This is a genomic window from Aromatoleum evansii, assembly GCF_045689615.1.
Taxonomy (GTDB): domain Bacteria; phylum Pseudomonadota; class Gammaproteobacteria; order Burkholderiales; family Rhodocyclaceae; genus Aromatoleum; species Aromatoleum evansii.
Map to the genome: position 1 here is coordinate 5,189,892 of NZ_CP141259.1, position 25,810 is coordinate 5,215,701.

Consider the following 25,810-nt stretch of genomic DNA (forward strand, 5'->3'; position numbering starts at 1 on the left):
CGGCACGGCCGGCCGCATTGCGCCGCCGGCCCCCGGAAATCTGACGCTTACTTCTTCGTGATGGTCGCGTCCTCGACCAGCAGCGGGTACATGTAGCCGGAGCCGAAGTCGCGGTCGAGCTTGACGTTGCCGGTCACGACGACCTCGTCACCGACCGCGGCCGTGTCCTTGCTCGTGACGATGAGGTTGTTGGTGGCCTGATCGCCCGAACCGTCGCGCACGTGGACGAAGTTGCGCCCCATGATGCCGTTGTTCACCTTGACGACCTTGCCGCTGACCTGGATCGCCTTGCCCGACAGCTCGGCCTTTTCCTGATACACGGCGGCGACGGTCTTGACGGCGGCATCGGCCGCGAAGGCTGCGGGGGCGATGGAAGCGACCATTCCCGCGGCGACGATGACGCGGGTGAGGGCGAAAATTTTCTTCACGAACAGACTCCTGCTGGTGGGTCCGCAAGGCGGACATGAGAGCGATGCTGCAGCCCGCCATTGTATACCGCGACGCCACCCGATGAATGGTGTTTGCATTTACTCACCTGTCGGACATGCACCCGCGTTTTCTCTGCATCCCGCGTCAGCGGTCGCACCGGACGGAAAAAGGCACGCCCCCGGGCGCGGACCGTGGCGGTCGCGGCGCGGGGGCGAAAGGTGGTCAGGGAGCGGGTGACGCAGGCGCGCGGCGAGCGCGGCGGGTGGAACTCAGGCGAGGCGGAAGCGGCCGGCGGTGGTCTGCAGGCGGGCCGCGACGCCTTCGAGCTGGTGGGCAGCGGTCGCGGTCTCCTTCACCGCGGCGCTGTTCTCCTCGCTCATCTGGGCGGTCTGCTCGACACGCCGGGCGATCTCGTTGCTCGCGGTCGACTGCTCGTGCAGCGCGCTGGTGATGTCCTCGACGGCGGACACGACCTGGCGCGCCTGGTCGGTGAGCGCGCTGATCGCGGCGCCCGCTTCGCGCGACAAGCTGTCGACGTCGCCCATGTGATTCACGACCTTTTCCATGCTGGCAACGGCGTCACGGGTGACGTTCTGCACCTGCGAGATCATCTCGGTGATCTCCTGCGTCGACTTGCCCGTACGCTCGGCGAGCTTGCGCACCTCGTCGGCGACGACCGCGAAGCCCCGGCCCTGCTCGCCGGCGCGCGCGGCCTCGATCGCCGCATTGAGCGCCAGCAGGTTGGTCTGGTCCGCGATGTCACGGATCACCGCGACGATGGACGAGATCTGGTCGGAGAAGCCGCCGAGCATGCGGATCTGCTCAGCCGTGTGGGTCACTGCGGAAGCGGTGACCCGTCCGCTTTCCACCATGCGCGTGACGATCTCGTGCCCTTCGGCGGACTTGCGCCCCGACTCGGTCGCGGCGGCGCGCACATCCTTGGCGTGATCGGAGACCTGCGAGATGCTCACCGACATTTCCTCGACCGATGCCGCCATCGAGGACGCCGCCTGCGACTGCTGCTCGGTGGAGCCGGAAAGCTGCGTGGTCGTCGCCGCGAGTTGCTCGCTCATCGACGCGAGTCCCTCGGCGTGCTCCTGCAGGTTCGAGGCGATCTCGCGCAGGTTGCCCTGCATCGTGCGACAGGCGGCGAGCACCTTGGCCAGCTCGTCGCGGCCGTCCACTTCGAAGGCGTGCGTCAGATCACCCGCCGCAATACGCTCGGCGGCGTTCTGCACGATCTGCAGCGGCTTGAGGATGGAGCGCAGTACAAACGCCGCATACACGGCCAGCGCGATCGCGGCGACCGCGGCGATGATGGCGATCTCGACCAGCGTCCGGCTACGCTCCTCGTCGAAGTGCTTGTCGGCGTCGAGCGCCTCGCGCCCCATCGACTCGGCGACCTTGGCCAGCTGCTCGCGGATGCGGCTCACCGTGGCATCGGCCTCGTCGTCGATCGCATGGATCGCCGGATCGACCTCGTTGCCGGCGTTGAGGGCCGGCAGCAGGCGCTTTTCGAACAGCGTGACGATCGTCTCGACGTCCTTGCGGGCCGCGGCCACCGCGGCCTTCTCCTCGGGCGTGTCGGCAGCCTCGGCAAGCCGCTGCAGGTCGCTGCCAGCCTCGGCGTAAAGCGCCGCGAATTCCTTCCTGGCCGCGTCGATGTCACGATTGATGATCGTGTCGGCGAAGATCTGATAGAACTGGGCCCCCAGGTAAGAGGCCTCCGCCGCGCTCGCCTGGGTCTGCGTCTTCGCAAAGCCGTCATCCTGGAAATCGGCGAGGTGACTCATGCGGTAGAGCGCGATCCCCATCACCGTGGCGAGCATGATGAGGGCGATGGCTACCATGACCAGCAATCGGTGTTTGACACTCATTGTTCGGCTCCCTGACATTTTGCATGTTGCTATTGCGAGACCGCGATTTCTGCCCCGTGCTGGGATCTTAACGTCTTAACCACGCCTTTATTAAGGGTATTTTTGTGCGAATGCCCAAGCACTTAGGCACCCAGAATGGGGCGCCCGAGCGATGTCCCCAGCCTGTAATGATCCCGACCGACGGATAATCCTCTTGGGCTACGCACTTGGCATTGAATCACGCGTTGCGGGCTGACCGGCAATGCAATAATTGGCACTCGACGCCTGCTTTTCACGACTCCCGGAGACCTCGACGATGGCACGCATCCACCCCGAAGGCTGGCAACGCATCCCCGCGAGCGGCGCGCTGGCGCGCGAGCTGGAGACGCTCGCGACGCTCGCGGAAGGACTCCCGGACGACCATGCGGTCTATCACGGCATCCACTGGACGCGGGTGGACCGCGAGCACGCGCTGTTCGGCGAGATCGACTTCGTCGTCGTCGGCCCCAGCGGGCGCTTGCTGCTGATCGAGCAGAAGTCGGGCTTCCTCGACGAGACGCAGGACGGGCTGGTGAAGACCTACGCGAAGGCGAAGAAGAACGTTGGCGTGCAGATGGCACGCAGCGCGGACCAGCTGCGCGAGCGCCTCGGGGTGTTCCTGAAGGGCCACAAGGCGCGCATCGACAGCCTGCTCTACTGCCCCGACTACACGGTGCGCCAGCCCGGCAGCGCCGGCGTCGATCCGGCTCGTATCGTCGACGCAAGCCGCCGCCAGCACCTCGTCGCGGTCGTGCAGAGCCTGCTGCGCGACGAGGTGCGCGACCGCGTGGTGCTCGACAACATCCACCGCTTCCTCACGAATGAGCTGGAACTGGTGCCGGAGGTGAACGCGATCGTCGGGCAGGCCGAGGCGCTGTACACGCGGCTGGCCGGCGGACTGGCGGAATGGGCGCGGCGCATCGAGATGGAGCCCTTCCGCCTGCGCGTCACGGGCACCGCCGGCAGCGGCAAGACGCAGCTCGCGATGGCGGTGTTCCGCGACGCGCTCGCGGCGGGGCGGCGACCACTATACGTATGCTACAACCGCCCGCTCGCCGACCACATCGCGCTGATCGCGCCGCCCGGCGGGGAGATCGCCACCTACCATCAGCTGTGCGACCGCGTGCTGCGCACGCACGGCGAGGTGCCGAACTTCCGCCTGCCCGACGCCTTCACCCGCATCGAACAGCGCTTCCGCTCGCTCGATCCGGGCGCGGCGTGGCACTTCGACGAGCTGATCGTCGACGAAGGGCAGGATTTCCGCGAGGAGTGGCGCGACGCGCTGCTGCGCCTGCTGCGACCCGCCGGCCGGGCGTGGTGGCTCGAAGACCCCCTGCAGAACCTGTACGACCGCCCGCCCGTCGAGCTGCCGGGCTGGGTGCGCATCACCAGCGACAGGAACTACCGCAGCCCCGGCGACATCCTCGCCGCGCTGAACCGCATGCTGCCCTTGCCACACGCGCTCGAGGCGGGCAGTCCGCTCAGCGGCTCCGACGTGGAGTTCCTGACCTGGACCGACACGGCCGGGCTGGTCGACGCCACCAAACGCGCGATGACCCGCGCCATCGGGCTGGGCTTTCGCCGCGAGATGATCGCGACGATCACCTTCCGTGGGCGCGAGCATTCGGTGTTCACGCCTTTCGACCGGCTCGGGGCACACCGTCTCAAGGCTTTCACGGGCACCTACGACCTGCTCGGCAACCCGGTGTATTCGGACGGCGACTTCCTTATCGACTCGGTCTACCGCTTCAAGGGCCAGGCTGCCCCCTGCGTGATCTTTACCGAGATCGATTTCGAGGTGCTGGATCCCCTGACGGTGCGCAAGCTCTTCGTCGGCGCGACGCGGGCGGGGATGAAGCTGATCATGGTGCTGTCGGAGCGCGCGGCGACGGTACTGACGCGGCGGCTGGACTGAGGTCCGCCACCGTCACGCGCGACCGGACAGCGAGCGCTGCTCAGCGCTTGGAGAACTTGCCGACGAGTTGGGCGAGCTTCTCGCCCTTGCGCCGCTCGGCTTCCTCGGCGCGCTGACGCTCGCGTTCGGCTTCTGCCGCGGCCTTCTTCCGCTTGGCGACATCGGCGAAACGCTCCTTGAGCGTCTGCGCGGCGTGCTGGCGCTGCTCCTCGGTGACTTCGCCGCTTTCCTTGCCGTCGAGGTCGAAGCGCGCGCGGGCCTTCTCGACCGCCTTGAGGTAGCGCGTCGTCGCGGTGTGCATGCGCATCGCGCTGCGGATGACCTTGCGGTCGACGTCTGGGAAGCGCTCGGCGATGGCCTTGTCGATGCGCAGCGCGAGCGGTTTGACTTCGCCGAAGGTCGGCGAGATTTCCTGAAGCTTCTGCAGCAGGCCGCGGGCGTCGAGGCCGGCGGGCTTTGCTTCCTTGGCCTCGGCTTGGGGCTGCGGGCTGAGGGCTTCGGGAGTCGTTTCGGTATTCATTGCGGGAAGGCGCTGGGACTGCGGACGAAAAGCGGCATCATCGCATGAAAATGGTCGTTGAGGCCGTATCGAAAGCGGGATTCGGGCAGTCGGACGATCACGGCGTCGGGGCAGGCACACGCGGCGCCTGTCTCGGCGCATTCGTCCGTCGGGCAGACGCTCGCGGCCTGCGGCTTGCCGGCGCAGGGTCAGGTTTCGACAGCTTCCTTGGTGGTGATCCTGGCGGCGCAGTACTTGAACTCCGGTATCTTGCCGAAGGGATCGAGCGCCGGCTGCGTGAGCAGGTTCGCGGCTGCCTCGACGTAGCAGAAGGGCATGAAGATCGAGCCCTTCTGCATGCCGCGGTCGGCGCGGGCCTCCAGCCTGATCCCGCCACGGCGTGTTTCAAGGGTGATCGTCTCGCCCGAGGACAGGCCGAGCGCGCCGAGGTCGTCCGGATGCACCGTGCACCAAGGCTGCGGTTCGAGCGCGTCGAGGACGTTGGCACGGCGCGTCATGGAGCCGGTGTGCCAGTGTTCGAGCACGCGGCCGGTGGTGAGCACGAAGGGGAAGGCCTCGTCGGGCAATTCCGCCGCGGGCAGCGGCGTGACGGCGACGAAGCGCGCACGGCCGCTGGCGGTCGGGAAGTCGTTTTCGAACAGCACGGGGTAGGACGGGCCGTCCTCGGTGAACTTCGGCGCGACGACGGCGGTTTCCGCTTCGAGCTGCGCCCAGGTGATGCCGGCGTAGGCGGGCAGCGCCTGGCGCAGTTCATCGAAGATTTCGGCGGGCCCCTCGTAGTCCCAGGGCAGGCCCAGGCGCTGCGCGATCTGCTGGATGATCCACCAGTCGGGGCGCGCGTCGCCGGGCAGCGGCAGCACCGGCTGCGAGAGCTGCACGAGGCGGTCGGTGTTGGTGAAGCTGCCGGTCTTCTCCATCAGGCTGGACGCGGGCAGGATCACGTCGGCGAGCATCGCGGTCTCGGTGAGGAAGAGGTCCTGCACGACGAGGTGATCGAGCCCGCCGAGGGCGGCGCGGGCGTGCGCGAGGTCGGGGTCGGACATCGCGGGGTTCTCGCCTTCGATGTACATGCCGCGGATCTCGCCGGCGAGCGCGGCGTCCATGATCTCGACGACCGTGAGGCCCGGCTTGTCCGAGAGCGGCGTCTCCCACAACGTCTCGAACTTCGCGCGGATCGCGGGATCGGCGACGCGCTGGTAGTCGGGGAACATCATCGGGATCAGGCCGGCGTCGGACGCCCCCTGCACGTTGTTCTGGCCGCGCAACGGGTGCAGGCCCGTGCCGCGGCGGCCGATCTGGCCGGTCATCAGCGCGAGCGCGATGAGGCAGCGCGAGTTGTCGGTGCCGTGCGTGTGCTGCGACACGCCCATGCCCCAGAAGATGATGCTGTTGGGGCCCTTGGCGTAAAGGCGGGCGACTTCGCGCGCGGTTTCGGCAGGGATGCCGGTGACCGCTTCGACGCGCTCGGGCGGGAATTGCAGCGCGGCGGCGCGGAAGGCGTCGAAGCCTTCGGTGCGCGCGGCGATGAAGGCCTCGTCGGTGAGCCCTTCCTCGATGATCACGCAGGCGAGCGACAGCAGCAGCGTGACGTCGGCGTCGGGGCGGAACTGCAGGAAGCGGTGGGCGTGGCGGGCGAGCGGGGTTTCGCGTGGATCCATCAGCACGAGCTTCGAACCGCGCTCCACCGCGTTCTTGATGAAGGACGCGGCGACCGGGTGGTTCGCGGCCGGGTTGGCGCCGATCACGACAATCACGTCGGCGAACTCGACGTCGCGCACCGGGTTCGACACCGCGCCGGAGCCGATGCCTTCCAGGAGTGCGGCGACCGAGGACGCGTGGCACAGGCGCGTGCAGTGGTCGACGTTGTGCGTGCCGAAGCCCGCGCGCACGAGCTTCTGGAAGAGGTAGGCCTCCTCGTTGCTGCCTTTCGCGGAGCCGAAGCCGGCAAGCGCGTGCGGGCCGTGCTGGGCCTTGATGCGCGCGAGGCCGGCAGCGGCGAAGTCGAGCGCTTCCTCCCAGCTCGCTTCGCGGAAGGCCGCGAGCGGGTTGGCCGGATCGAGGTCGACGGCCTTCGGGATGCCGGGCTTGCGGATCAACGGTTTCGTGAGGCGCTGCGAATGGCGCGGGTAGCCGAAGCCGTAGCGGCCTTTGACGCACAGGCGGCCTGCATTCGCCGGGCCGTCGCGGCCGACGACGTGGACGATCTTCGCCTGCGCGCCTTCCCCGGCGACGTGGTAGGTGGTCTGGCAGCCGACGCCGCAGTAGGGGCACAGCGAGTCGATGGCCTTCGTCTCGGTGACTGCTGCGGGCGTGGTGATGGGTTCGGCGAAGGCGCCGAGCACCACGGCGGGTTCGGGCGCGGCGGTCGCGAGCGCCGCGGGCAGCAGCGCGCCGGTCGGACAGGCCTGCACGCATTCGCCACAGCCGACGCAGGTGGAGGTGCCCATCGGATCGCCGAAGTCGAACACGATGGCGGTGTCGGCGCCGCGGCGCGCGAGACCGATGACGTCGTTCACCTGTTCCTCGCGGCAGGCGCGCAGGCAGCGCGTGCATTGGATGCAGGCGGCGAGGTTCACGGCGATGCCGGGATGGCTGCGGTCGGGCGCCGGCTGTTCACGCGGCGCGAAGCGGGACTCCTTCACGCCCAGCTCGTCGCACCAGTGCGCGAGCTCGGAGTCGGCCTTCTCGGCTTCGGCCGGGACGTCGGCACGCAGCAGTTCCAGCACCATGCGCTGCGAGGCGCGGGCGCGTTCGCTCTCGGCCTTGACCTTCATCCCGGGCTTGGGCGCGCGGCAGCACGAGGGCGCCAGCACGCGCTCGCCGTCGATCTCTACGACGCAGGCGCGGCAGTTGCCGTCCGCGCGCAGGCCGTCCGTGTAGCACAGGTGCGGAATCTCGACGCCGGCGCGGCTGGCCGCCTGCAGGATGGATTCGCCGGGAACGGCGTCGATCTCGCGTCCGTCGAGTTCGAAGCGGATGATGTCGGCGGCGTTCATGCGCTTTGCTCCTGCTGCTGGGCGGCGACCTCGTGCGGAAAGAAACGCAGCACGGATTGCATCGGGTTGGGCGCGGCCTGGCCGAGGCCGCAGATCGAGGCGTCCATCATGGTCCTTCCGAGTTCGGTGAGGAGCCCGGCGTTCCACTGCGGCGCCTTCATCAGCTCGGCCGCCTTCGCGGTGCCGACACGACAGGGCGTGCATTGGCCGCAGGATTCGTGGGCGAAGAATTCCATCGCGTTCTCGGCGAGCACGCGCGCCTGGTCGTGCTGCGAGAACACGACGATGGCCGCGGAGCCGATGAAGCAGCCGTGCGGCGCGAGGGTGTCGAAGTCGAGCGGGACGTCGGCGAGACTCGCCGGCAGGATCCCGCCCGAGGCGCCGCCGGGGAAATAGCCGTACAGCTCGTGGCCGGGGAGCATGCCGCCGCAGTGCTCATCGACGAGCTGGCGCAACGTGATGCCGGCGTCGGTGACGATCACGCCGGGCTTCGCGACGCGGCCGCTGACCGAGTAGCTGCGCAGGCCCTTGCGCCCGTTGCGGCCGAAGCCCGCGAACCAGTCGCCACCCTTCTCGACGATGTCGCGCACCCACCACAGCGTCTCGAGGTTGTGCTCCAGCGTCGGGCGGCCGAACAGGCCGACCTCGGCGACGTAGGGCGGGCGCAGACGCGGCATGCCGCGCTTGCCTTCGATCGACTCGATCATCGCCGACTCCTCGCCGCACACGTAGGCGCCGGCGCCACGGCGCAGTTCGATGGGCGGCAGCTCCGGCCACTCGGCGCGCACGCGATCCAGTTCCTCGGCGAGGAGCCGCCGCAGTGCGGGATATTCGTCGCGGATGTAGATCCAGATGCCGGCGATGCCGACGACGCGCGCGGCGATCAGCATGCCTTCGATGAAGCGGTGGGGATCGGTCGCGAGGTAGTGGCGGTCCTTGAAGGTGCCGGGTTCGCCTTCGTCGATATTCACCGCCATGTTGCGCGGCGCCGGCTGGGCGGCCACCGTGCGCCACTTGCGTGCGGCCGGAAAGCCGGCACCGCCGAGACCGCGCAGACCCGCGTGATCAAGCGCGGCAACGATGGATTCCGTGTCGCGTGCGCCGCTGCGCACCGCTTCCCACAGCGCGTAGCCGCCCGCGGCACGATAGGCGTCGAAGCGGATCGCGTCCGGCAGGGCCTCGTCGCGCCCGCCGCTCGTGACGACCGCGGCGACCTTGTCGGCGTCGGCCTGCAGCACCGGCTGCTGCCCGACGACCGCGACCGGCGCGGAATCGCAGCGGCCGACACAGGGCACGCGCTGCACGCGCACGTCGGCACCGAGGCGGCTCGCGAGCGAAGCCGCGAGTTCCGCGCCGCCCGCCATCGCACAGCCGAGCGAGTCGCACACGCGCACGGTGAGCGCCGGCGGCGCTTCGGCGCCCGCGGGCACGAAATCGAAATGGTGGTAGAAGGTCGCGACCTCGAACACCTCGGCGCGCGCGAGCTTGAGGACCTCGGCGAGCGCCGCGAGGTGGTCCGCGTGCAGCGCGCCGTGGGTGTCCTGCAGGCGGTGCAGGTATTCGATCAGGCGGTCGGCGCGCGGCGTGATGCCGGCGTCGAGGTCGGCCGCGAGCGCCGCGGCAGCGGCAGCGAGCGCGGATTCGGGCAGCGGCTCGCGCCGGCGACCGCGCTCCCCGCCGCCCTTTCCGGCTTTTTCACCACGACCTCCTCCTGAACCTTTACCGGAAAGTCCGCCCTGCCCTGCCTGATCCACGATGTTCGCCATATCGTTTGCCGTACCCACACTGCACATCCGCTCGAAACGCAGGGCGGGAGGCGTGCGGCGTGTCCCGCCGTTCAATCGCCGAGCGGCGGGATACGCCTCCGGCTCCTCCCGCCCTACGACGGGACACCGGCCGCGGCCGGGTCGACGGGAACAATAGTGCAGTGCTCAGGGCGAGAAAAGCGGAATCTGCCGAAGACCTATTCGCTTTTTCCGAACGACGCGGGGAGCGCGCGCGCCGCCTCGAGCACGGCTTCGACGAGCGGCGAGCTCGGATCGCGCCGCAGCGTGACGAGACCCGTTTCCCACGCGACCGCTGGTTTCACGAGGGGCCGGGCGGACATGTCCGCCGGGTCGCCGACCAGCCCGAGCACGCTGCGCGGGAGGATCGTGGACCAGCGTCCGGTGCGCACGTGTGCGAGCAGGCTGAGGATGGAGTTCGTCTCCAGTCCGACGTGCGGCGTGCATTCGAGGGACTCGAACACGCGGTCTATGGTCTGGCGGTTCTGCATGTCGCGCGACAGCAGGCACAGCGGCTGGCGGGCGGCGGCTTCCCATGTGATCGCCTCGTCGCGCGATGCCGCAACGGACGTCGTCAGGAACACGAGCTGTTCGCGCCACAATGGGCAGTACTTCAGGTCGGGTGCGTCCGCCGAATGGGCGTACACGACGCCGGCTTCCAGTTCGAAGTTGCGCAGCGCGTTGAGGATGGTCTGCGTACTCGCCGAGCCCACTTCGATCGCGACGGCCGGGTGCGCATCGGCGAAAGCGCCCGTCAGCGACGCGACCACCGGCAGCGCCGTCGGGATCACGCCGATGCGCAGTGGCCCGCGCAGCCCGTCGCGCAGCATGCCCAGCTCGTGGCGCAGGTCGTCGGCGCCCGCGGCGACGCGCTTCGCATGCGCGACGACGCATTCGCCCTCCGCCGTCAGCCCGGCGAAGCGCTGCCCGCGAACGACCAGCGCAACGCCCAGTTCGTCCTCCAGGTCGCGGATCGCGGCCGACAGAGTGGACGGCGACACGTGGCAGCTCTCGGCCGCCTTGCCGAAATGCCGCTCGCGCGCGAGGGCCAGGAGGTAGAGGTATTTACGGGCGATCATGGGTGCCCGCCTGGCTCCACGGATCGATCACGTCGACTCCGCAGTCGACAAAGTCCTTCACATTGCGGGTCGCGAGAACGGCGCCCCTGGATCGCGCCACGGCAGCGATCATCGCGTCGAACTGGCTGATCGGCTTGCCCTGTGCCCTTCTCGACGCCGCGATCTGAGCGTACGCATCGGCCGCGTCGTTGTCGAAGCTCAACACCTGTCCGGCAAAGTCTTCCTCGAAGATCGCACGCGTCGCACTCAGCAGCGCCTGCCTGCGCGCGCCGTCGGGCAAGATGCTGATTCCGTACAGGATCTCTGCCCGGATTACCGTCGTCGTAAACAAGGCCGACCGGGGCTGAACCGCCAACCATGCCAGGACTCGGCGCTCCGGGGCAGGGCGCAGCAGTTCCGACAACACGTTGGTGTCGAGGACGATCATCGCCCCAGTTCCGGCGGTTCGCGCATCGGTTCACGAGCAGGCAGTTCCAGTTCAACTCCCTCCAAGGGCTCGATCCGGGCACGGATGGCAGCCACCAGCGACGATCCACGCGCCGGCTCGACCGACAGTGCGGCGCGCAGGATGTCGCGCGCCTCGTCCTCCATCGACCGTCCATGGACCGCCGCCTGCACCCGCAGCCGCGCCTTGAGCTGGTCATCGATATTGCGGATTGTCATCGTCGCCATGAAGCCCTCCATCAAGCACTGACTGTATTTTATGCATTGACTGCAAACCGGGCAAACACTGGGTGGCACGAGTCGTGAGACGGCGCGCGCGAACATCTGTCGGCCCCGACGCGCCCCACCACGCCTGCCCATTCCGTAACGTTCTCGTGCGGAACATGCGAGCACCTTCGCTAAAATGCAGGGTTTCACGCCCCAACACAGGACTTCCCAGAATGCTGCAAAAGCTCCCGTCCTTCCCCGGCATCCCCGGCCCGGTCGTCGTCATCGTCATGGATGGCTACGGCGTTCCCAAGAACGACGTTGGCAGCGCGATCGCCGCGGCGAAGAAGCCGACGCTCGACGCGCTGTTCGCGCGCTACCCGCACGTGCTGCTGCGCGCGCACGGCACCGCGGTCGGCATGCCCTCGGACGAGGACATGGGCAACTCGGAAGTCGGCCACAACGCCATCGGCGCGGGCCAGGTGTATTCCCAGGGCGCGGCGCTGGTGGCCGGCGCGATCGCCTCGGGCGCGATCTGGCAGGGCGAAGCGTGGCAGCAGATCGTCGCCGGCGCGAAGGCCGGGCGTGGCGTGCTGCATTTCATCGGGCTCTTCTCCGACGGCAACGTGCATAGCCACATCGACCACCTGAAGGCGATGGTGCTGCGCGCGCGCGACGAAGGCGTCAAGGCCGTGCGCATCCACGCGCTGCTCGACGGCCGCGACGTGCCCGAGACCAGCGCGCTCGAATACGTCGAACCCTTCGAAGCCTTCCTCACCGAGCTGCAGGCCGGCGGCTTCGATGCGCAGATCGCCTCCGGCGGCGGGCGCATGACGATCACCATGGACCGCTACGACGCCAACTGGAAGATGGTCGAACAGGGCTGGCACACGCACGTGCTGGGCCGCGGCGAGCAGTTCGCGAGCGCGTCGCAGGCCGTGCGCGCGCTGCGCGAGCAGCACCCGGGCACGATCGACCAGGACCTGCCGGCCTTCGTCATCGCCAGGGACGGCCAGCCGGTCGGCGCCATCGAGGACGGCGACGCGGTGGTCTTCTACAACTTCCGCGGCGACCGCGCGATCGAGATCACGCGCGCCTTCGAGGAAGGCCCGGCGTTCGACAAGTTCGACCGCGTGCGCGTGCCCAAGGTCACCTACGCCGGCATGCTGCAGTACGACGGCGACCTGAAGCTGCCGAAGCGCTTCCTCGTCGATCCGCCGGCGATCCGCGACACCATGAGCGAGTGGTTGTCGAAGAGCGGCGTCGCCCAGTTCGCCTGCTCCGAGACGCAGAAGTTCGGCCACGTCACCTACTTCTGGAATGGCAACCGCTCGAACAAGTTCGATGGCGAGACCTGGCAGGAAGTGCCGAGCGACGTCGTGCCCTTCGAGCAGCGCCCGTGGATGAAGGCCGCCGAGATCACCGATGCGATGATCGCCGCGCTCCGCTCGGGCCAGTACAAATTCCTGCGCTGCAACTACGCCAACGGCGACATGGTCGGCCACTCCGGCCACTTCCGCGCCGCGACAATGTCGATCGAGGCGGTCGACCTGGCGCTCTCCCGCCTCCTGCCGGCGATCGACGCGGCCGGCGGCGTCGCGCTGATCACCGCCGACCACGGCAACGCCGACGAGATGTTCGAGCTCGACAAGAAGACCAAGCAACCGGCGCAGAACCCGGACGGCTCGTTCAAGGCCAAGACGGCGCATACGCTCAACCCGGTGCCGCTGATCCTCTACGACAACGTCAGCGGCGGCAGGTTGGGGCTGAAGGCCGTCGAGGGCGCGGGCCTGTCGAACATCGCGGCGACGGTGGCGAACCTGATGGGCTTCGAGAAACACGACGCCTGGGACGGAAGCCTGCTGGAGGTGCGCTGAGGCGCGGCTCGTTGCGAGGAGGAACGGCCGTGCGACGTCCCTCCTCGCCTCCCCCCGCCTGCGGCAAAATGAGCGCTCGTGGATGTTTGTGGAGCCTGCGATGGAAATGAAACGCATCAGCGCGGGCAAGCTGCGCGCGATCGGATACGAGCCGCGCGAGCGGCGCCTGCGCGTCGAACTCGACAACGGACAGTTGATCGACTACACCGGGGTCGGCGAGGAAGTCTGGCGGCGGCTGTCGAACTCGGGCGCCGCGTGGAGCTACTACCGCGACAACATCGAAGAGGAATACACCGGCAAGGCCGTCTCGGCCGGGGACGGCGTCAAGCGCGCGAACCCGCTCGACGAGCTTTTCCGGAAATAGGGACTGCGCCCGGTCGCCCCCCTGCCCAAGCGCGTACGCACCACTGGATACTCGTTGATGAGCACGCCCAAGTCCCTCACTGCCTTCACCGTCGCGACCACGCCGCCGGCCTATGACCGTCCGCGGCCCGAGCGCCTCGTCGCCGGCAATCCGCTGCGCACGACGTGGAACCACTACGAACACGCGGGCATGTCGGCCGGCACGTGGAGCTGCGAACCGGGCGCGTGGCGGATCGCCTTCGCGGACGGCAAGGATGAGTTCTTCCACGTGCTCGAAGGACGCATCCGCATCATCGACGATGCCGGCGTCGCGCGTGAATTCGGTCCCGGCGACGCGTGCGTGATCCCGGCGGGCTTCACCGGCCTGTTCGAGGTACTGGAACCGGTGCGCAAGCACTACGTGCTGATCGAGCGCGGCTGAGGCCCGGCCGCAAGCTGCTGCCGACTGCCTGCGCCGCCTGCCGGTGGGCGCACGGGGTCGGTCAGGTCGCGCCCCGGGGACATCCGGATCCCCGGGAACGCAAAAGCGCCTGTCCGTGTCATCATAAAATGAGTGGCCTTCAAACAATTACGCCGCAGGAGACAACTCGATGACCCAGGCTTACCTTTCGCCCACCGCACTGATCGACAGCGACCACCCGGACGTCCTCGACTTCACGAGCACGCACTGTCGCGGCAAGGACGTGCGCGAGCGCGCGGTATCGCTGTACTACGCGGTGCGCGACGGCTTCCGCTACGACCCCTACCGCATCGACCTGACGGAAACCGGCATGAAGGCGAGCAGCGTCCTCGCCACCGGGGCCGGCTGGTGCGTGCCGAAAGCCACGCTGCTGGCCGCCGCGTGCCGCGCCGCGGGCATTCCCGCGCGCCCCGGTTATGCCGACGTGCGCAACCACCTCAGCACCGAACGCATGCGCCAGACTTTCGGCTCGGACCTGTACCGCTGGCACGGCTACACCGAGATCCTCATCGACGGCGACTGGTACAAGGCCACGCCGGCCTTCAACCTCGCCCTGTGCGAGCGCTTCGGCCTGCTGCCGCTGGAATTCGACGGCCGCAGCGACTCGATCTACCATGCGTTCGACCGCAGCGGAAACCAGCACATGGAGTACGTGCACCAGCGCGGCTATTATTCCGACGTACCACTGTCGCAGATCTCCGCCGATTTCCGCACGCATTATCCTGTGTGGCTGGAACAGGCCGAGCAGATGCGGGCGGCGGACTTCCTCGCGGACGTGGAAAGGGAAAACCCGCCCGCCTAGCGCATCGCACTCGCAACTCGGGAGACATCAGCAATGGAGCCGGATTTCTGGCATTCGAAGTGGGAACGCAACGAGATCGGCTTCCACGGCAGCGACGCCAATCCCCTGCTCGTCGAACATTTCGGCGCCCTCGCGCGCGGCCCGGGCAGCCGCATCTTCCTGCCCCTGTGCGGCAAGACGCTCGACATCCACTGGCTGCTCGCGCAAGGGTATCGCGTCGTCGGCGCGGAGCTCAGCCCGCTCGCGATCGCGCAGCTCTTCGCCGAACTGGGCGTCGAGCCCACGGTGACACGCGTCGGCGCGCTCGATCACTATGCCGCCCCGGATATCGACGTCTACGTCGGCGATTTCTTCGACCTGAAGCGCGAGACGCTCGGCCCGGTCGATGCCGTCTACGACCGCGCCGCCCTCGTCGCCCTGCCGAATGCCATGCGCCACCGCTATGCCGCCCATCTGGCGGACATCACGCAGCGCGCGCCGCAGCTCCTCATCTGCTTCGAGTACGACCCGCGCCAGCACGAAGGCCCGCCGTTCTCGATCGACGCCGACGAAGTGCGCCTCCATTACGAAGGCCGCTACCACCTGACCCGGCTCGCGCACCTCGACGTGGAGGGTGGCCTGAAGGGGAAGACCCCGGCGAAGGAAAGCGTGTGGCTGCTGAAGATGGCCTGACGCGCCCGGCGATGCCCGTGGCGTCCGCCCTCCCCATCCTGCTCGCGGCGCTCGTGCTGGGCGCGCATGCGCCGGCCGCCACGGCGGAGCCCCCCCAACCCGCGCTGACGAGCATCGAGGCGCTGGATGTCCCGCGCTACATGGGCACGTGGTACGAAATCGCCAAGTATCCGAACCGCTTCCAGCGTCACTGCGCGGGCTTCACGCAAGCCGAGTATCGGCTGCAGGAGGACGGACGGGTGCGCGTCGCCAACCGCTGCAGGACGGCCGACGGTGCGCTCGACGAGGCGATCGGCACCGCCCGCCAGATCGGCGAGGCAGACTCGCCGCGGCTCAAGGTGCGTTTCGCCCCCGCGTGGCTGTCCTTCATCCCCGCCGTGTGGGGCGACTACTGGGTGATCGACCTCGACCCGGACTACCGCCTCGCGGCGGTCAGCGAACCGCGGCGCGAATATCTGTGGATCCTGTCGCGCACGCCGACCGTCGACCCGCAGGCCCTGGAGGCGCTGCGCACCCGCCTCGCCGCGCGGGGCTTCGATCTGTCGCGGCTGGAGATGACGCGGCAGGCGGACTAAGTTCGCATCGCGTGCGACATCGCTCGCGACATCCAGACCCTGCCGGGCTATGCTCCTAGCGTAATGACGCCGGAGCTTCGCATGCCGGAGCAAGTCTCCCCTCCCCCGCTGTCCTCCCCCGCTCCGCGCCCCATCTTCGAGGCGCGCGGCCTCACCAAGGTGTACCAGATGGGCGAGGTGCGCGTGGACGCCTTGCGCGGGGTGGATCTCGACCTGTACGCGGGCGAGCTGGTGGTGCTGCTGGGGCCGTCGGGAAGCGGCAAGTCGACGCTCTTGAACATCCTCGGCGGGCTGGACACGCCGACGAGCGGGACGGTGCGCTACGCGGAGCACGACCTAACCGTCGATGACGACGCGGCGATGACGCAGTACCGGCGCGAGCATGTCGGCTTCGTGTTCCAGTTCTACAACCTGATCCCCAGCCTCACGGCGCGCGAGAACGTCGCGCTGGTGACGGAGATCGCGCACGACCCGATGACGCCCGAGGAGGCGCTGGCGCTGGTGGGGCTCGCGCCGCGCATGGATCACTTCCCGAGTCAGATGTCGGGCGGCGAGCAGCAGCGCGTGGCGATCGCGCGGGCGGTGGCGAAGCGGCCGCAGGTGCTGCTGTGCGACGAGCCGACCGGGGCGCTGGATGCGCAAACCGGCGTGATGGTGCTGGAGGTGATCGCGCGCGTGAATCGCGAGCTGGGAACGACGACGGTTGTGATCACGCACAACGCGGTGATCGCGGCGATGGCGGACCGGGTCGTGCATTTCGGCGACGGCCACGTCGTGCGCATCGAACGCAACGAGCGCCGCAAGGCGGCCTCCGAGCTGAGCTGGTAACGCCATGCGCGCGATCGACCGCAAGCTGTGGCGCGACCTGTGGCACATGCGCGGGCAGGCCATCGCGATCGCGCTGGTGGTGATGTGCGGCGTCGGCACCTACGTGATGTTCCTGTCGACGCTCGGCGCGCTGCGCGCGACGCAGGACGACTACTACCGCGAGTACCGCTTCGCCGAGGTGTTCGCGACGCTGAAGCGCGCACCGGAATCCTTGCGCGCACGCATCGCCGCGATTCCGGGCGTGGAGCGCGTGGAGACGCGCGTCGTGCAGCCCGTGCGGCTGGACATGCCGGACTTCGTCGAACCCGTGAGCGCGCGCATGGTGTCGCTCGCCGACGATGCGCCGCACGGGCTCAACGGCCTGCATCTGCGCGAGGGGCGCCTGCCGCTGCCGGGGCGCGCGGACGAGGTCGTGATCAGCACGCCCTTCGCGAAGGCGCACACGCTGCATCCGGGCGACCGCTTCCACGCCATCCTCAACGGCCGACGCCAGGCGCTGACGGTGGTCGGCACGGCACTGTCGCCGGAGTTCGTGCAGCAGTTGCGGCCCGGCTCGGCCTTCCCCGACCCGAAGCGCTATGGCGTGATGTGGATGGGGCGCAAGGCGCTGGGTCAGGCCTATGACCTCGACGGGGCGTTCAACGACCTCGCACTGAGCCTGCGCCCGGGCGCCGACGCGCAGGACGTGATCGACCGCGTCGATGCGCTGATCACGCCCTTCGGCGGACTCGGCGCCTACGCGCGCAAGGACCAGCTCTCGCACCGCTTCCTCACGCAGGAGCTGGACCAGCTCGGCACGCTGGCCACCCTGTTCCCCACGATGTTCATGGGCGTCGCGGCCTTCCTGCTCAACGTCGTGATCAGCCGGCTGGTGACGATGCAGCGCGAACAGATCGCAACGCTGAAGGCCTTCGGCTACGGCAACGGCGCGGTGACGGCGCATTACCTGAAGCTCGTGGCGGTGATCGCCGGCGGCGGCATCCTCGGCGGCACGGCGCTGGGGGTGTGGCTGGGGCACGCGCTGTCCGGGATCTACATGGAGTTCTATTACTTCCCCTGGCTGCGCTTCAGCCTGCAGCCGGCCACCATGCTGGAGGCCGCGGGGGCGAGCCTCGCCGCCGCGGGCGCGGGGACCATCGTCGCGGTGTGGCGCGCGGCGCGCCTGAGTCCCGCGCAGGCGATGCGCCCCGAACCGCCGCCGCGCTACCGCGAGACGCTGGTCGAGCAGCTGGGCCTGAAGCGCTGGCTGTCGCAGCCGACGCGCATGATCCTGCGCCACATCTGGCGCAAGCCGCTGAAGTCGGCGCTGACGGTGCTGGGCATCGCGCTCGCATGCGGCATCATCCTGACGGGCCTGTTCCAGCGCGACACCGTGGGCTTCATGATGAACGTGCATTACGGCCTCGCGCAGCGCGAGGACCTGTCGGTCGCCTTCACCGACCCGACGGCCTACCGCGCGCGCTTCGATCTGGCCGGGCTGCGCGGCGTCGAGCGTGTCGAGGTGTTCCGCTCGGTGCCGGTGCGCCTGCGCCACGGGCATCTGGAGCATCGCACGACGATCCGCGGCATCGAACCGGGCGGCGAGCTCCAGCGTCTGCTCGACACCGAGTTGCGGCCGGTCGCGATGCCCTCGGATGGGATCCTGATGACCGACCATCTCGGCAAGATGCTGGGCGTGCGCGCGGGCGACCGCATCGTCGTCGAGGTACTGGAGGGCAACCGGCCGCTGCGCGAAGCGGTGGTCGCGGGGCTGGTGAAGGAGTACCTCGGCGTCGCGGCCTACATGGATCTGACGGCGCTCAACCGCTTCATGCACGAGGGGCCGACGATCTCGGGCGCGTGGCTGGCCGTCGACCACGCGCAGTTGCAGGGGCTGTACGCGCGACTGAAGGAGTTGCCGCGCGTCGCGGGGGTGGCCGAGCGCATCCAGGAGATCCGCAACTTCAACCGCCTGATGGACGAGACGATGCTGTTCTTCACCTACGTGTCGACGGTGTTCGCAGTGGTCATCGCCTTCGGCGTGATCTACAACAGCGCGCGCATCGCGCTGACCGAGCGCGGGCGCGAGCTCGCGAGCCTGCGCGTGCTGGGCTTCACGCGCGGCGAGATCGGCTACATCCTGCTCGGCGAACTGGGCATTCTGACGGCGGTGGCGATCCCGCTCGGCCTGAAACTTGGCGAGGCGATGTGCTACTACATCGCGCTGACGATGCAGACCGACCTGTTCCGCGTGCCGGTGGTGCTGGTGCCGCAGACCTACGCCTTCGCGGTTGCGGTCGTGATCGTTTCCGCGCTGCTGTCGGGCCTTGCGGTACGACGCCGCCTCGACCGGCTCGACCTCATCGCCGTATTGAAGACTCCGGAGTGACAACATGAAAACCAAGGTGCAGTGGCGCCGGCAGATCGTGTTCCTGCTGATCGTCGCAGCGGTCGGGTGGGGCCTGTACGCGGGCTTCCGTGAGCAGCCGGTGGCGGTGGAGTTCGGCGAGGCGGTACGCGCGCCATTGCGCGTCACCGTCGAGCAGGAGGGCCGCACGCGAGTCGTCGACCGCTACGTCCTGGCCGCACCGGTGGACGGCTACGCGCGGCGCATCACGCTCGACGTCGGCGACGCGGTTGCGGCGGGCGACACCCTCGTCGCGCTGGAGGCCTCGCGCTCGGCGGTGCTGGACGCGCGCCGGCACGCGGAGGCCGGCGCGCGCGTCGCGGCGGCGCAGGCGAACCTCGCGGCGGTCGAGCAGCGCGTGAAGGCGGCCGAAGCCGGCGCGGCGCTCGCGGCGAAGGAGCTGGAGCGCATGAGGAAGCTGCGCGCGTCCGGCCACGTCGCGGCGGAAGCGGTGGACCGCGCGGCGGCCGAGGACGAGCGCGCCGGGTCGGAGCTGCGCTCGGCACGCTTCACGGTCGCAACCGCGCGCCACGAGCTGGAGGCGGCGCGCACGGCGCTGGGCTTCGCCGCGGCGGGCGGCAAGGGCGAGCCGGTGCTGGTGCGCGCGCCGGTCGCGGGACAGGTGCTGAAGATCCCGCGCAAGAGCGAGGGTGCGGTCGAATCCGGTCAGCCGCTGGTCGAGATCGGCGATGCGCGCGCACTGGAGGTCGAGGTGGATGTGCTGTCGGCGGACGCGGTGCGCATCCGCCCCGGCACGCGCGTGCTGTTCGAGCGCTGGGGCGGCGACGGTGCGCTCGAAGGCAGGGTGCGCGTGGTCGAGCCGGCGGGCTTCACGAAGGTGTCGGCGCTGGGCGTCGAGGAGCAGCGCGTGTGGGTGATCGCGGATTTCGCGTCGCCGTCCGAGACCTGGCAGCGCCTTGGCGACGGCTACCGCGTCGAGGCGAGCTTCGTGCTGTGGGAAGGCGAGGACGTGCTTCAGGTGCCGGCCAGCGCGCTGTTCCGCGACGGCGACGGCTGGGCGGCCTTTGTCGTCGAGGAAGGCCGCGCGGTGCGCCGGCGCATCGACACGGGCCAGCGCACCGGGCTGGTCGCCGAGGTGCTGGCAGGGCTGAAGGAAGGCGAGCGTGTCGTCGTGCATCCGGACGACCGGCTGCGCGACGGGGTAGAGGTGAGCGGGCGATGAAACGTCTTCATCTCCCCCGGGAGAATCGACCCAGCCCCCTTATTCCCGGACGGGCGGAGCGTTTGGGCTCACTTGGGCAGCGGGCCATCCTGGCGATGCGTTCGGCGGCATGCGGCGCACTGCCCTTCGGTGATTGCGCCCTGCGCCGCCTGGCGCTGTGCTGGCTGCTGGCGCTGCACGCAGCCGTCGCCGGCGCGGCCAGCCTGGCCGGCGGCCCGATGGCCGGGCCGGCGACGGCCACGCACGTCGGTGTATGGCTGATGACCGATGCCCCCGCGCAAGTGCAGCTCGAATACTGGCCACTGGGGAGGCCCGACGCCGCGCAGCGCAGCGCACCCGTCGTCGCCAGCCCGCAGCGCGGCCACACCGCGCGCGTCGAGCTCGGCGGACTGCACGCCGCCACGCGCTACGCCTACCGCGTGCTGCTCGACGGGATCCCCGCCGAGCTCGGCGAGGAGCCCGTCTTCACCACCGCGACCGCGGATCCCGCCGCACCGCGCGAGCTGATGATCGCCACCGGCTCCTGCAACTACGTCCCCGACCGCCCTTACGAGCCCACGCCGAACGCCTTCGGTGCCGGCTTCGAGATCTTCGACACCATCGCCGCACGGCGGCCCGACATGATGCTGTGGCTGGGCGACAGCATCTACTACCGCGACGCGGACTTCGCCGAGCCGAACCAGGCCGCCGCGCGGATGCATGCGCGCTGGGCCGCCACGCGCAGCTTCGCGCCCATGCAGCGGCTGCTGCGCACCGGCCAGCACGTCGCCATCTGGGACGACCACGACTACGGCCCCGACAACTCGAACCGCGATTTCCCGCTCAAGGCGACGGCGCTGGCGCTATTCCGGGACTACTGGGCGAACCCCGGTTACGGACTGCCCGGCGAACCCGGGATCTTCGCCCGGGTGCCGCTGGGCGATGTCGAGCTGTTCCTGCTCGACGACCGTTACCACCGCGACGACGATGCCGGCACGGACCCGGCGCGGACGATGCTGGGCGCGCAGCAGCTCGAATGGCTCAAGGGCGCGCTGCGCCGCTCGCAGGCCACCTTCAAGGTCGTCACCAACGGCAGCCGCATGCTCAGCGACCGCCCCTCGCCCGAGGCGCGCGGCGGCGAGGGCTGGCACAACTTCCCGCGCGAGCGCCAGGTCTTCCTCGACTGGCTCGCGGCCGAGCGCATCGACGGCGTGTTCTTCCTCTCCGGCGACATCCACTACACGCACCTGATCGAGCGCGAGCGCCCCGGCACCTACCCGCTCACCGAGCTGACCTGCTCGCCGCTGACCGCGCGCGTGCATCCCCGCCCGTTCCCGGTACGCGAGGTGCCCGGGACGCTGGTGACACAGCGCAACTTCTGCACGCTGGAGTTCTCCGGGCCGGCCAGTGCGCGCCTGCTGCGCGTCGCCGCATGGAACGCCGCGGGCACACGCCTGTGGGAGAAGGAGATCCCGGCCGCGCGGCTGCGCACGCCGTGAGCGCACCCGGCGAGAGCCGGGTACTGCGCCGCCTCAGCCCGGTTGCTGCTGCGGCGCGTCGGCGCTCTTCGCGATCTTCGCCAGCGCGGTCTTGCCCTTCGCGGTGAGGAAGGGCTCGACGAGGAGCTGCAGGCCTTCCTCGACGTATTCGGCGAGGCTGAAACGGTCGTCGAAGGCCCAGTGCTTGAGCGCCCAGGCGTGGGCGAAATTGACGATCTGGTAGCCGAGCAGATATTCGTTCACCGGCCGCATGAAGCCGCCGGTGGTGCAGGCGCGGATCGACTTCTCGATCATGCGGTTGGTGCGCGTCTCGCCGTCCTTGATCAGCACGCGCCGGTCGGCGCGCAGGGACTTGGTCGAGCGGTAGGCGAGCACCGTCGCCTCGCGCTGGGCGTCGACCACCGCGCAGTAGGCCCATACGGCGCGGCACAGGCGCTCGACGGGATGCGTCAGGCCTTCGATCTGGCGCGGGATTTCCTGCTCGTAGGTGTCGAGCACGTTCTTCAGCGTCAGGAACAGGATGTCGTCCTTGTCGCCGAAGTACTGGTAGATCAGGCCGGTGCTGACCTTGGCTTCGCGGGCGATCTGCAGAATCGTCGTGGTGTAGTAGCCCTGCTCGGAAAAGAGCTTGGTGGCCGCACTGATGATCTGGTGACGGCGCTCCTCGACCAGCTTGGGGTCCGTGACCACGCTTTTGACGCTTTCTGCTGAACTCATGTCCCTTCCCTCGGTGAAGCATTGCCACAAAGCCCGGCATAGGGGCCGGACAGCGTATTGTGCCACCGGTGCGGCCCGGTTTCCGCGTTGCCGCCCCCGGGGCAACGACGGACCCGTCGGGCGGGAGGAGCCGAGGGCGTCTCCCGCCGAATTGCATGGGGCGAGCCACGACGGTTGTCTGGCGGGATACGCTGCGCTCCTCCCGCCCGACGGCTCCATCCCTCGATCAACGAGGGGAGACATCCTCGACACCGATCCCGCAGGGGCTCGTGCTGTCCCCCCCCCCTTACTGACGGTTCAGGAAGGCTTGCACGCGCGCCTGCGTTTCGGCGTCCGCCAGCAGGGTCGCGCTGCCCGCCAGCTCGACTTCGTAGCCGTCTTCGCAGGCTTCGACCGCGACCGTGATGCAGCGCTTGCATTCGGACAGCGCCAGCGGCGGCAGGGCGGCGATGCGCGCGACGAGTGCGCGCGTGAAGGTTTCCAGTTCGGCCGCCGGCGCGACCCAGTGTGCGCAGCCGAGCTGCACCGCGTCCGCGCCGCCGACGACTTCGGCGCCGAGGATCAGGCGCCGGGCGACGGCCTCGCCGCAGATGCGCGTCATGCGCTGCGTGCCGCCCGCGGCCGGGAGCAGGCCCAGGCGCGCCTCGGGCAGTCCGACCTTGGCGGTGTCGGCGACGACGCGCAGGTCGCACGCGAGCGCGAGTTCGAAGCCGCCGCCCATCGCCGCACCGTTGATTTCGGCGACGGTAACCTGGGGCAGGCGTTCCAGGCGCGCATAGATTTCCTGCATCCGGCGGGTGATCGCGATCATGCGCTCGCGCCCGGGCGCAGTGGCGAACAGCGAGCCGATCAGATCAAGGTCGGCGCCGGCGCAGAACAGGCGCTCGCCGCTGCGGATGTGCAGCACATTCACGTGGTGCAGGGTCTCGAGCTCGGCGAGGATGCGGTCGAACTGCTCGATCCATTCCTCGTTGATCGCATTGACCGGGGCACGGCACAGCGTCACGGTCGCGATCGAATCGTCAATCCTCAGCGAAATCATTGCGATGTCCTTTTTGGCCCGAGCGCCATCAACCAGGTACCGTTCGGGCTGAGCCTGTCGAAGCCCTGCTGCACCCGGCCCTTCGACGGGCTCAGGGCGAACGGCTTCTGCGTTGCTGCAATGAAAAAACGGGGCGTCGCCGGCCTCTGCGCACATCAGAGGAGAGTTCGTTGGCTGAACGCACTGGCCGCAGACGCGACGCCCCTGGCAAACCGGCCGGCGAAACTGCGCGTCGTACCGACCGTACGGCATGGCGTGCCGGGCCGCGGGGACGGCCGCCCGGCACGCCGGAACCTCAGTTGCCCTCGAACTTCGGCACCTGCTTGTTCACGAAGGCGTTGTAGGCGCGCGTGAAGTCCTGCGTCTGCATGCAGATCGCCTGGGCTTCGGCTTCGGTCTCCAGCGCCTGCTCGATGGTCTGGTTCCATTCCTGGTGCAGGCACTTCTTCGTCATCGAGTGCGCGAAGGCCGGGCCGTTGGCGAGCGAAAGCGCCATCTCCTGCGCCTTCGCGAGCACCTTCTCGGCCGGCACGAGGTCGTTGTAGTAACCCCACGCGCGCCCCTCCTCGGCGCTCATCGAGCGGCCGGTGTAGAGCAGCTCGGAGGCACGGCCCTGGCCGATGATGCGCGGCAGGATGCTGCACGCGCCCATGTCGCAGCCGGCCAGTCCCACGCGCACGAACAGGAAGGCCGTCTTGGCCTCGGGCGTCGCGTAGCGCAGGTCGGAGGCCATCGAGATGATCGCGCCGGCGCCGGCGCAGATGCCGTCCACCGCCGAGATGATGGGCTGCGGGCAGTTGCGCATCTCCTTCACGAGGTTGCCGGTCATGCGCGTGAAGGTGAGCAGGCCGTTCATGTCCATCTTCGTCAGCGGGCCGATGATGTCATGCACGTCGCCACCGGAGCAGAAGTTGCCGCCCGCGCCGGTGATCACGACCGCGCGCACGTCCTCGGCGTACTGCAGCTTGATGAAGGTGTCGCGCAGTTCGGCGTAGCTCTCGAAGGTGAGCGGGTTCTTGCGCTCGGGACGGTTCAGCGTGATGGTCGCGACGCGGTCGACGACTTCGAACTTGAAGTGTTCCGGACGCCATTCGGCGGCTTTGAGCTTGTACATGTGATTCTCCTGGAGTTGGTTGCGCTTTGTACTCGAATGAACAGTCACTCAGCCAGCGAGCGTGAGACCGCCGCTTACGCTGATGACCTGGCCGGTGATGAAGCTGGCGCGGTCGCTGGCGAAGAACAGCACGGCGTCGGCGAGCTCGGACGGCTTGGCGAGGCGGCGCATCGGCGTGGCCTTGACGAAGGCTTCCTGGTGCTTCTCCGGCACCGCGCGCAGCAGCGGCGTGTCGGTCGGGCCGGGGCACACGCAGTTCACGTTGATGTTGTAGCGCGCGACCTCGCGGGCGAGCGACTTGGTGAAGGCGATCGCGCCGCCCTTGGCGCCGGAATACACCGTCTCGCCGAGGCTGCCGACGCGGCCGGCATCGCTTGCGACGGTGACGATCTTGCCCGAGCCGCGCTCGATCATCTGCTGCAGGAAGGCCTGCGACACGGCAACGGGCCCGAGCAGGTTGAGGTCGATGACCTTGCGCCAGAAATCGGGCGTGTTCTCCATGAAGGGCTGGATCTTGCCCCAGCCGGCGACGTTGGCAACGACGTCCACCTGGCCATGGCGGCGATAGATCTCGTCGCGAAAGGCGTGGATGGAGTCGATGTCGGTCACGTCGAGACGCACGAAATCGACGTCGAGGTGCTGCTCTGCGAGCTGACCGGCCGCGGCCGCGCCCTTGGCGTCGTCGATGTCGCCGATCACGACCTTGGCGCCCGCCCGCGCCAGCGTCTCCGCCGTCGCATGGCCGATCCCCGATGCGCCGCCCGTGACGACGGCCGTTTTGCCTTGCAGGTTCATGTCTGTCTCCTCATTCACCAGTCATTCGAGCCAGGGGCATCTTCGCTTCCGCCGCCCCGTTTCCTGTTTGCTGCAGCGTCCCGAGTCCGGTTCCGTCAGCAGTTGAATGAATGTTCGTTCATTCAATAAATCTAGTCAAGCCCTTTACACAAAATTCCGTCGGGACCGGGGCTTGTGCGGTACGGATTGAAGAAGGCGGGATTTCACTTCGCCCTGCCCCCGCCGCGCCTTGAGCGGCTTCGTAGGGCG

The 25,810-nt window shown here is 68.8% G+C and carries 23 protein-coding genes; 11 read left to right on the top strand and 12 right to left on the bottom strand.

Features of this window, described 5'->3' with window-relative positions; all coding sequences use genetic code 11:
- Positions 1-47: 47 nt before the first annotated feature.
- Together U5817_RS24320 and U5817_RS24325 are read right to left on the bottom strand one after the other, a co-directional pair.
- Complete coding sequence (locus U5817_RS24320) at positions 48-428, bottom strand: hypothetical protein (protein ID WP_339380053.1); 381 nt, start codon at positions 426-428, stop codon at positions 48-50.
- Positions 429-698: 270 nt separating this feature from the next.
- The gene (locus tag U5817_RS24325) at positions 699-2,306 is read right to left on the bottom strand and encodes a methyl-accepting chemotaxis protein (RefSeq protein ID WP_407279131.1); all 1,608 of its coding nucleotides are present in this window, start codon (positions 2,304-2,306) and stop codon (positions 699-701) included.
- 295 nt (positions 2,307-2,601) lie between these two features.
- On the opposite strand from U5817_RS24325, the gene U5817_RS24330 reads away from it, so the two are divergent.
- Positions 2,602-4,239: an ATP-binding domain-containing protein gene (locus tag U5817_RS24330; protein WP_407279132.1), complete on the top strand. Its 1,638-nt coding sequence runs from the start codon at positions 2,602-2,604 to the stop codon at positions 4,237-4,239.
- A 40-nt stretch (positions 4,240-4,279) separates the two neighbouring features.
- Here the strand turns inward: U5817_RS24330 and U5817_RS24335 are convergent, their stop codons facing one another.
- The 6 genes from U5817_RS24335 to U5817_RS24360 form a co-directional block, all read right to left on the bottom strand.
- Positions 4,280-4,759, bottom strand: coding sequence for a ProQ/FINO family protein (locus U5817_RS24335; protein WP_407279133.1), 480 nt, complete (start codon positions 4,757-4,759; stop codon positions 4,280-4,282).
- Between the two features lie 188 nt (positions 4,760-4,947).
- Positions 4,948-7,755, bottom strand: a complete 2,808-nt coding sequence (fdhF, locus tag U5817_RS24340; protein ID WP_407279134.1) for a formate dehydrogenase subunit alpha — start codon at positions 7,753-7,755, stop codon at positions 4,948-4,950.
- Positions 7,752-9,521 (bottom strand): NAD(P)H-dependent oxidoreductase subunit E, encoded by a 1,770-nt coding sequence (locus U5817_RS24345; protein WP_407279135.1) that lies wholly within the window; start codon positions 9,519-9,521, stop codon positions 7,752-7,754. Before U5817_RS24345 ends, fdhF begins: the two co-directional genes overlap by 4 nt.
- Before the next feature lie 197 nt (positions 9,522-9,718).
- The gene (locus U5817_RS24350) at positions 9,719-10,618 is read right to left on the bottom strand and encodes a LysR family transcriptional regulator (RefSeq protein WP_407279136.1); all 900 of its coding nucleotides are present in this window, start codon (positions 10,616-10,618) and stop codon (positions 9,719-9,721) included.
- Positions 10,605-11,045, bottom strand: coding sequence for a type II toxin-antitoxin system VapC family toxin (locus tag U5817_RS24355; RefSeq protein ID WP_407279137.1), 441 nt, complete (start codon positions 11,043-11,045; stop codon positions 10,605-10,607). The genes U5817_RS24350 and U5817_RS24355 overlap by 14 nt, the downstream gene beginning before the upstream one ends.
- Positions 11,042-11,290, bottom strand: coding sequence for a FitA-like ribbon-helix-helix domain-containing protein (locus tag U5817_RS24360; RefSeq protein WP_407279138.1), 249 nt, complete (start codon positions 11,288-11,290; stop codon positions 11,042-11,044). The genes U5817_RS24355 and U5817_RS24360 overlap by 4 nt, the downstream gene beginning before the upstream one ends.
- A 212-nt stretch (positions 11,291-11,502) precedes the next feature.
- On the opposite strand from U5817_RS24360, the gene gpmI reads away from it, so the two are divergent.
- The 10 genes from gpmI to U5817_RS24410 all read left to right on the top strand — a co-directional run bounded on the left by gpmI (position 11,503) and on the right by U5817_RS24410 (position 21,893).
- The gene (gene gpmI / locus U5817_RS24365; RefSeq protein ID WP_407279139.1) at positions 11,503-13,146 is read left to right on the top strand and encodes a 2,3-bisphosphoglycerate-independent phosphoglycerate mutase; all 1,644 of its coding nucleotides are present in this window, start codon (positions 11,503-11,505) and stop codon (positions 13,144-13,146) included.
- A gap of 100 nt (positions 13,147-13,246) precedes the next feature.
- Entirely contained in the window at positions 13,247-13,510 is a 264-nt protein-coding gene (locus tag U5817_RS24370; RefSeq protein ID WP_169125274.1) for a KTSC domain-containing protein, read from the top strand.
- A 57-nt stretch (positions 13,511-13,567) separates the two neighbouring features.
- Positions 13,568-13,930: a cupin domain-containing protein gene (locus U5817_RS24375; RefSeq protein ID WP_169125275.1), complete on the top strand. Its 363-nt coding sequence runs from the start codon at positions 13,568-13,570 to the stop codon at positions 13,928-13,930.
- Between the two features lie 169 nt (positions 13,931-14,099).
- A complete protein-coding gene (locus U5817_RS24380) occupies positions 14,100-14,771 on the top strand; it encodes a transglutaminase family protein (RefSeq protein ID WP_169125276.1) in 672 nt (223 codons plus the stop codon).
- Positions 14,772-14,804: 33 nt separating this feature from the next.
- Positions 14,805-15,443, top strand: coding sequence for a thiopurine S-methyltransferase (gene tmpT, locus U5817_RS24385; protein WP_407279140.1), 639 nt, complete (start codon positions 14,805-14,807; stop codon positions 15,441-15,443).
- Positions 15,422-16,018 (top strand): lipocalin family protein, encoded by a 597-nt coding sequence (locus tag U5817_RS24390; RefSeq protein ID WP_407279141.1) that lies wholly within the window; start codon positions 15,422-15,424, stop codon positions 16,016-16,018. Before tmpT ends, U5817_RS24390 begins: the two co-directional genes overlap by 22 nt.
- An 81-nt stretch (positions 16,019-16,099) precedes the next feature.
- Positions 16,100-16,846, top strand: a complete 747-nt coding sequence (locus tag U5817_RS24395; RefSeq protein ID WP_407279142.1) for an ABC transporter ATP-binding protein — start codon at positions 16,100-16,102, stop codon at positions 16,844-16,846.
- Positions 16,847-16,850: 4 nt separating this feature from the next.
- Positions 16,851-19,214 carry an ABC transporter permease gene (locus U5817_RS24400; protein ID WP_407279143.1) on the top strand — a complete coding sequence of 788 codons (2,364 nt, stop codon included), beginning with the start codon at positions 16,851-16,853 and terminating at the stop codon, positions 19,212-19,214.
- Between the two features lie 4 nt (positions 19,215-19,218).
- Positions 19,219-20,415, top strand: a complete 1,197-nt coding sequence (locus U5817_RS24405) for an efflux RND transporter periplasmic adaptor subunit (protein ID WP_407279144.1) — start codon at positions 19,219-19,221, stop codon at positions 20,413-20,415.
- 95 nt (positions 20,416-20,510) lie between these two features.
- A complete protein-coding gene (locus tag U5817_RS24410; RefSeq protein WP_407279145.1) occupies positions 20,511-21,893 on the top strand; it encodes an alkaline phosphatase D family protein in 1,383 nt (460 codons plus the stop codon).
- Between the two features lie 33 nt (positions 21,894-21,926).
- Here U5817_RS24410 and U5817_RS24415 read toward each other — a convergent pair whose 3' ends face one another.
- The 4 genes from U5817_RS24415 to U5817_RS24430 all read right to left on the bottom strand — a co-directional run bounded on the left by U5817_RS24415 (position 21,927) and on the right by U5817_RS24430 (position 25,561).
- On the bottom strand, positions 21,927-22,610 hold the full coding sequence (locus U5817_RS24415; RefSeq protein WP_407279146.1) for a TetR/AcrR family transcriptional regulator: 684 nt from the start codon (positions 22,608-22,610) through the stop codon (positions 21,927-21,929).
- Between the two features lie 286 nt (positions 22,611-22,896).
- Positions 22,897-23,652 carry an enoyl-CoA hydratase/isomerase family protein gene (locus tag U5817_RS24420; RefSeq protein WP_407279147.1) on the bottom strand — a complete coding sequence of 252 codons (756 nt, stop codon included), beginning with the start codon at positions 23,650-23,652 and terminating at the stop codon, positions 22,897-22,899.
- Between the two features lie 295 nt (positions 23,653-23,947).
- Positions 23,948-24,766 (bottom strand): enoyl-CoA hydratase family protein, encoded by an 819-nt coding sequence (locus U5817_RS24425; protein ID WP_407279148.1) that lies wholly within the window; start codon positions 24,764-24,766, stop codon positions 23,948-23,950.
- A 48-nt stretch (positions 24,767-24,814) separates the two neighbouring features.
- A complete protein-coding gene (locus U5817_RS24430; protein WP_407279149.1) occupies positions 24,815-25,561 on the bottom strand; it encodes an SDR family NAD(P)-dependent oxidoreductase in 747 nt (248 codons plus the stop codon).
- Positions 25,562-25,810 lie beyond the last annotated feature (249 nt).

Coding starts and splice junctions, on each gene's coding strand:
- U5817_RS24325 (WP_407279131.1), bottom strand. CDS start 2,306: ATGAGTGTCAAACACCGATTGCTGGTCATGGTAGCCATCGCCCTCATC.
- U5817_RS24330 (WP_407279132.1), top strand. CDS start 2,602: ATGGCACGCATCCACCCCGAAGGCTGGCAACGCATCCCCGCGAGCGGC.
- U5817_RS24335 (WP_407279133.1), bottom strand. CDS start 4,759: ATGAATACCGAAACGACTCCCGAAGCCCTCAGCCCGCAGCCCCAAGCC.
- fdhF (WP_407279134.1), bottom strand. CDS start 7,755: ATGAACGCCGCCGACATCATCCGCTTCGAACTCGACGGACGCGAGATC.
- U5817_RS24345 (WP_407279135.1), bottom strand. CDS start 9,521: ATGGCGAACATCGTGGATCAGGCAGGGCAGGGCGGACTTTCCGGTAAA.
- U5817_RS24350 (WP_407279136.1), bottom strand. CDS start 10,618: ATGATCGCCCGTAAATACCTCTACCTCCTGGCCCTCGCGCGCGAGCGG.
- U5817_RS24355 (WP_407279137.1), bottom strand. CDS start 11,045: ATGATCGTCCTCGACACCAACGTGTTGTCGGAACTGCTGCGCCCTGCC.
- U5817_RS24360 (WP_407279138.1), bottom strand. CDS start 11,290: ATGGCGACGATGACAATCCGCAATATCGATGACCAGCTCAAGGCGCGG.
- gpmI (WP_407279139.1), top strand. CDS start 11,503: ATGCTGCAAAAGCTCCCGTCCTTCCCCGGCATCCCCGGCCCGGTCGTC.
- U5817_RS24370 (WP_169125274.1), top strand. CDS start 13,247: ATGGAAATGAAACGCATCAGCGCGGGCAAGCTGCGCGCGATCGGATAC.
- U5817_RS24375 (WP_169125275.1), top strand. CDS start 13,568: ATGAGCACGCCCAAGTCCCTCACTGCCTTCACCGTCGCGACCACGCCG.
- U5817_RS24380 (WP_169125276.1), top strand. CDS start 14,100: ATGACCCAGGCTTACCTTTCGCCCACCGCACTGATCGACAGCGACCAC.
- tmpT (WP_407279140.1), top strand. CDS start 14,805: ATGGAGCCGGATTTCTGGCATTCGAAGTGGGAACGCAACGAGATCGGC.
- U5817_RS24395 (WP_407279142.1), top strand. CDS start 16,100: ATGCCGGAGCAAGTCTCCCCTCCCCCGCTGTCCTCCCCCGCTCCGCGC.
- U5817_RS24400 (WP_407279143.1), top strand. CDS start 16,851: ATGCGCGCGATCGACCGCAAGCTGTGGCGCGACCTGTGGCACATGCGC.
- U5817_RS24405 (WP_407279144.1), top strand. CDS start 19,219: ATGAAAACCAAGGTGCAGTGGCGCCGGCAGATCGTGTTCCTGCTGATC.
- U5817_RS24410 (WP_407279145.1), top strand. CDS start 20,511: ATGCGTTCGGCGGCATGCGGCGCACTGCCCTTCGGTGATTGCGCCCTG.
- U5817_RS24415 (WP_407279146.1), bottom strand. CDS start 22,610: ATGAGTTCAGCAGAAAGCGTCAAAAGCGTGGTCACGGACCCCAAGCTG.
- U5817_RS24420 (WP_407279147.1), bottom strand. CDS start 23,652: ATGATTTCGCTGAGGATTGACGATTCGATCGCGACCGTGACGCTGTGC.
- U5817_RS24425 (WP_407279148.1), bottom strand. CDS start 24,766: ATGTACAAGCTCAAAGCCGCCGAATGGCGTCCGGAACACTTCAAGTTC.
- U5817_RS24430 (WP_407279149.1), bottom strand. CDS start 25,561: ATGAACCTGCAAGGCAAAACGGCCGTCGTCACGGGCGGCGCATCGGGG.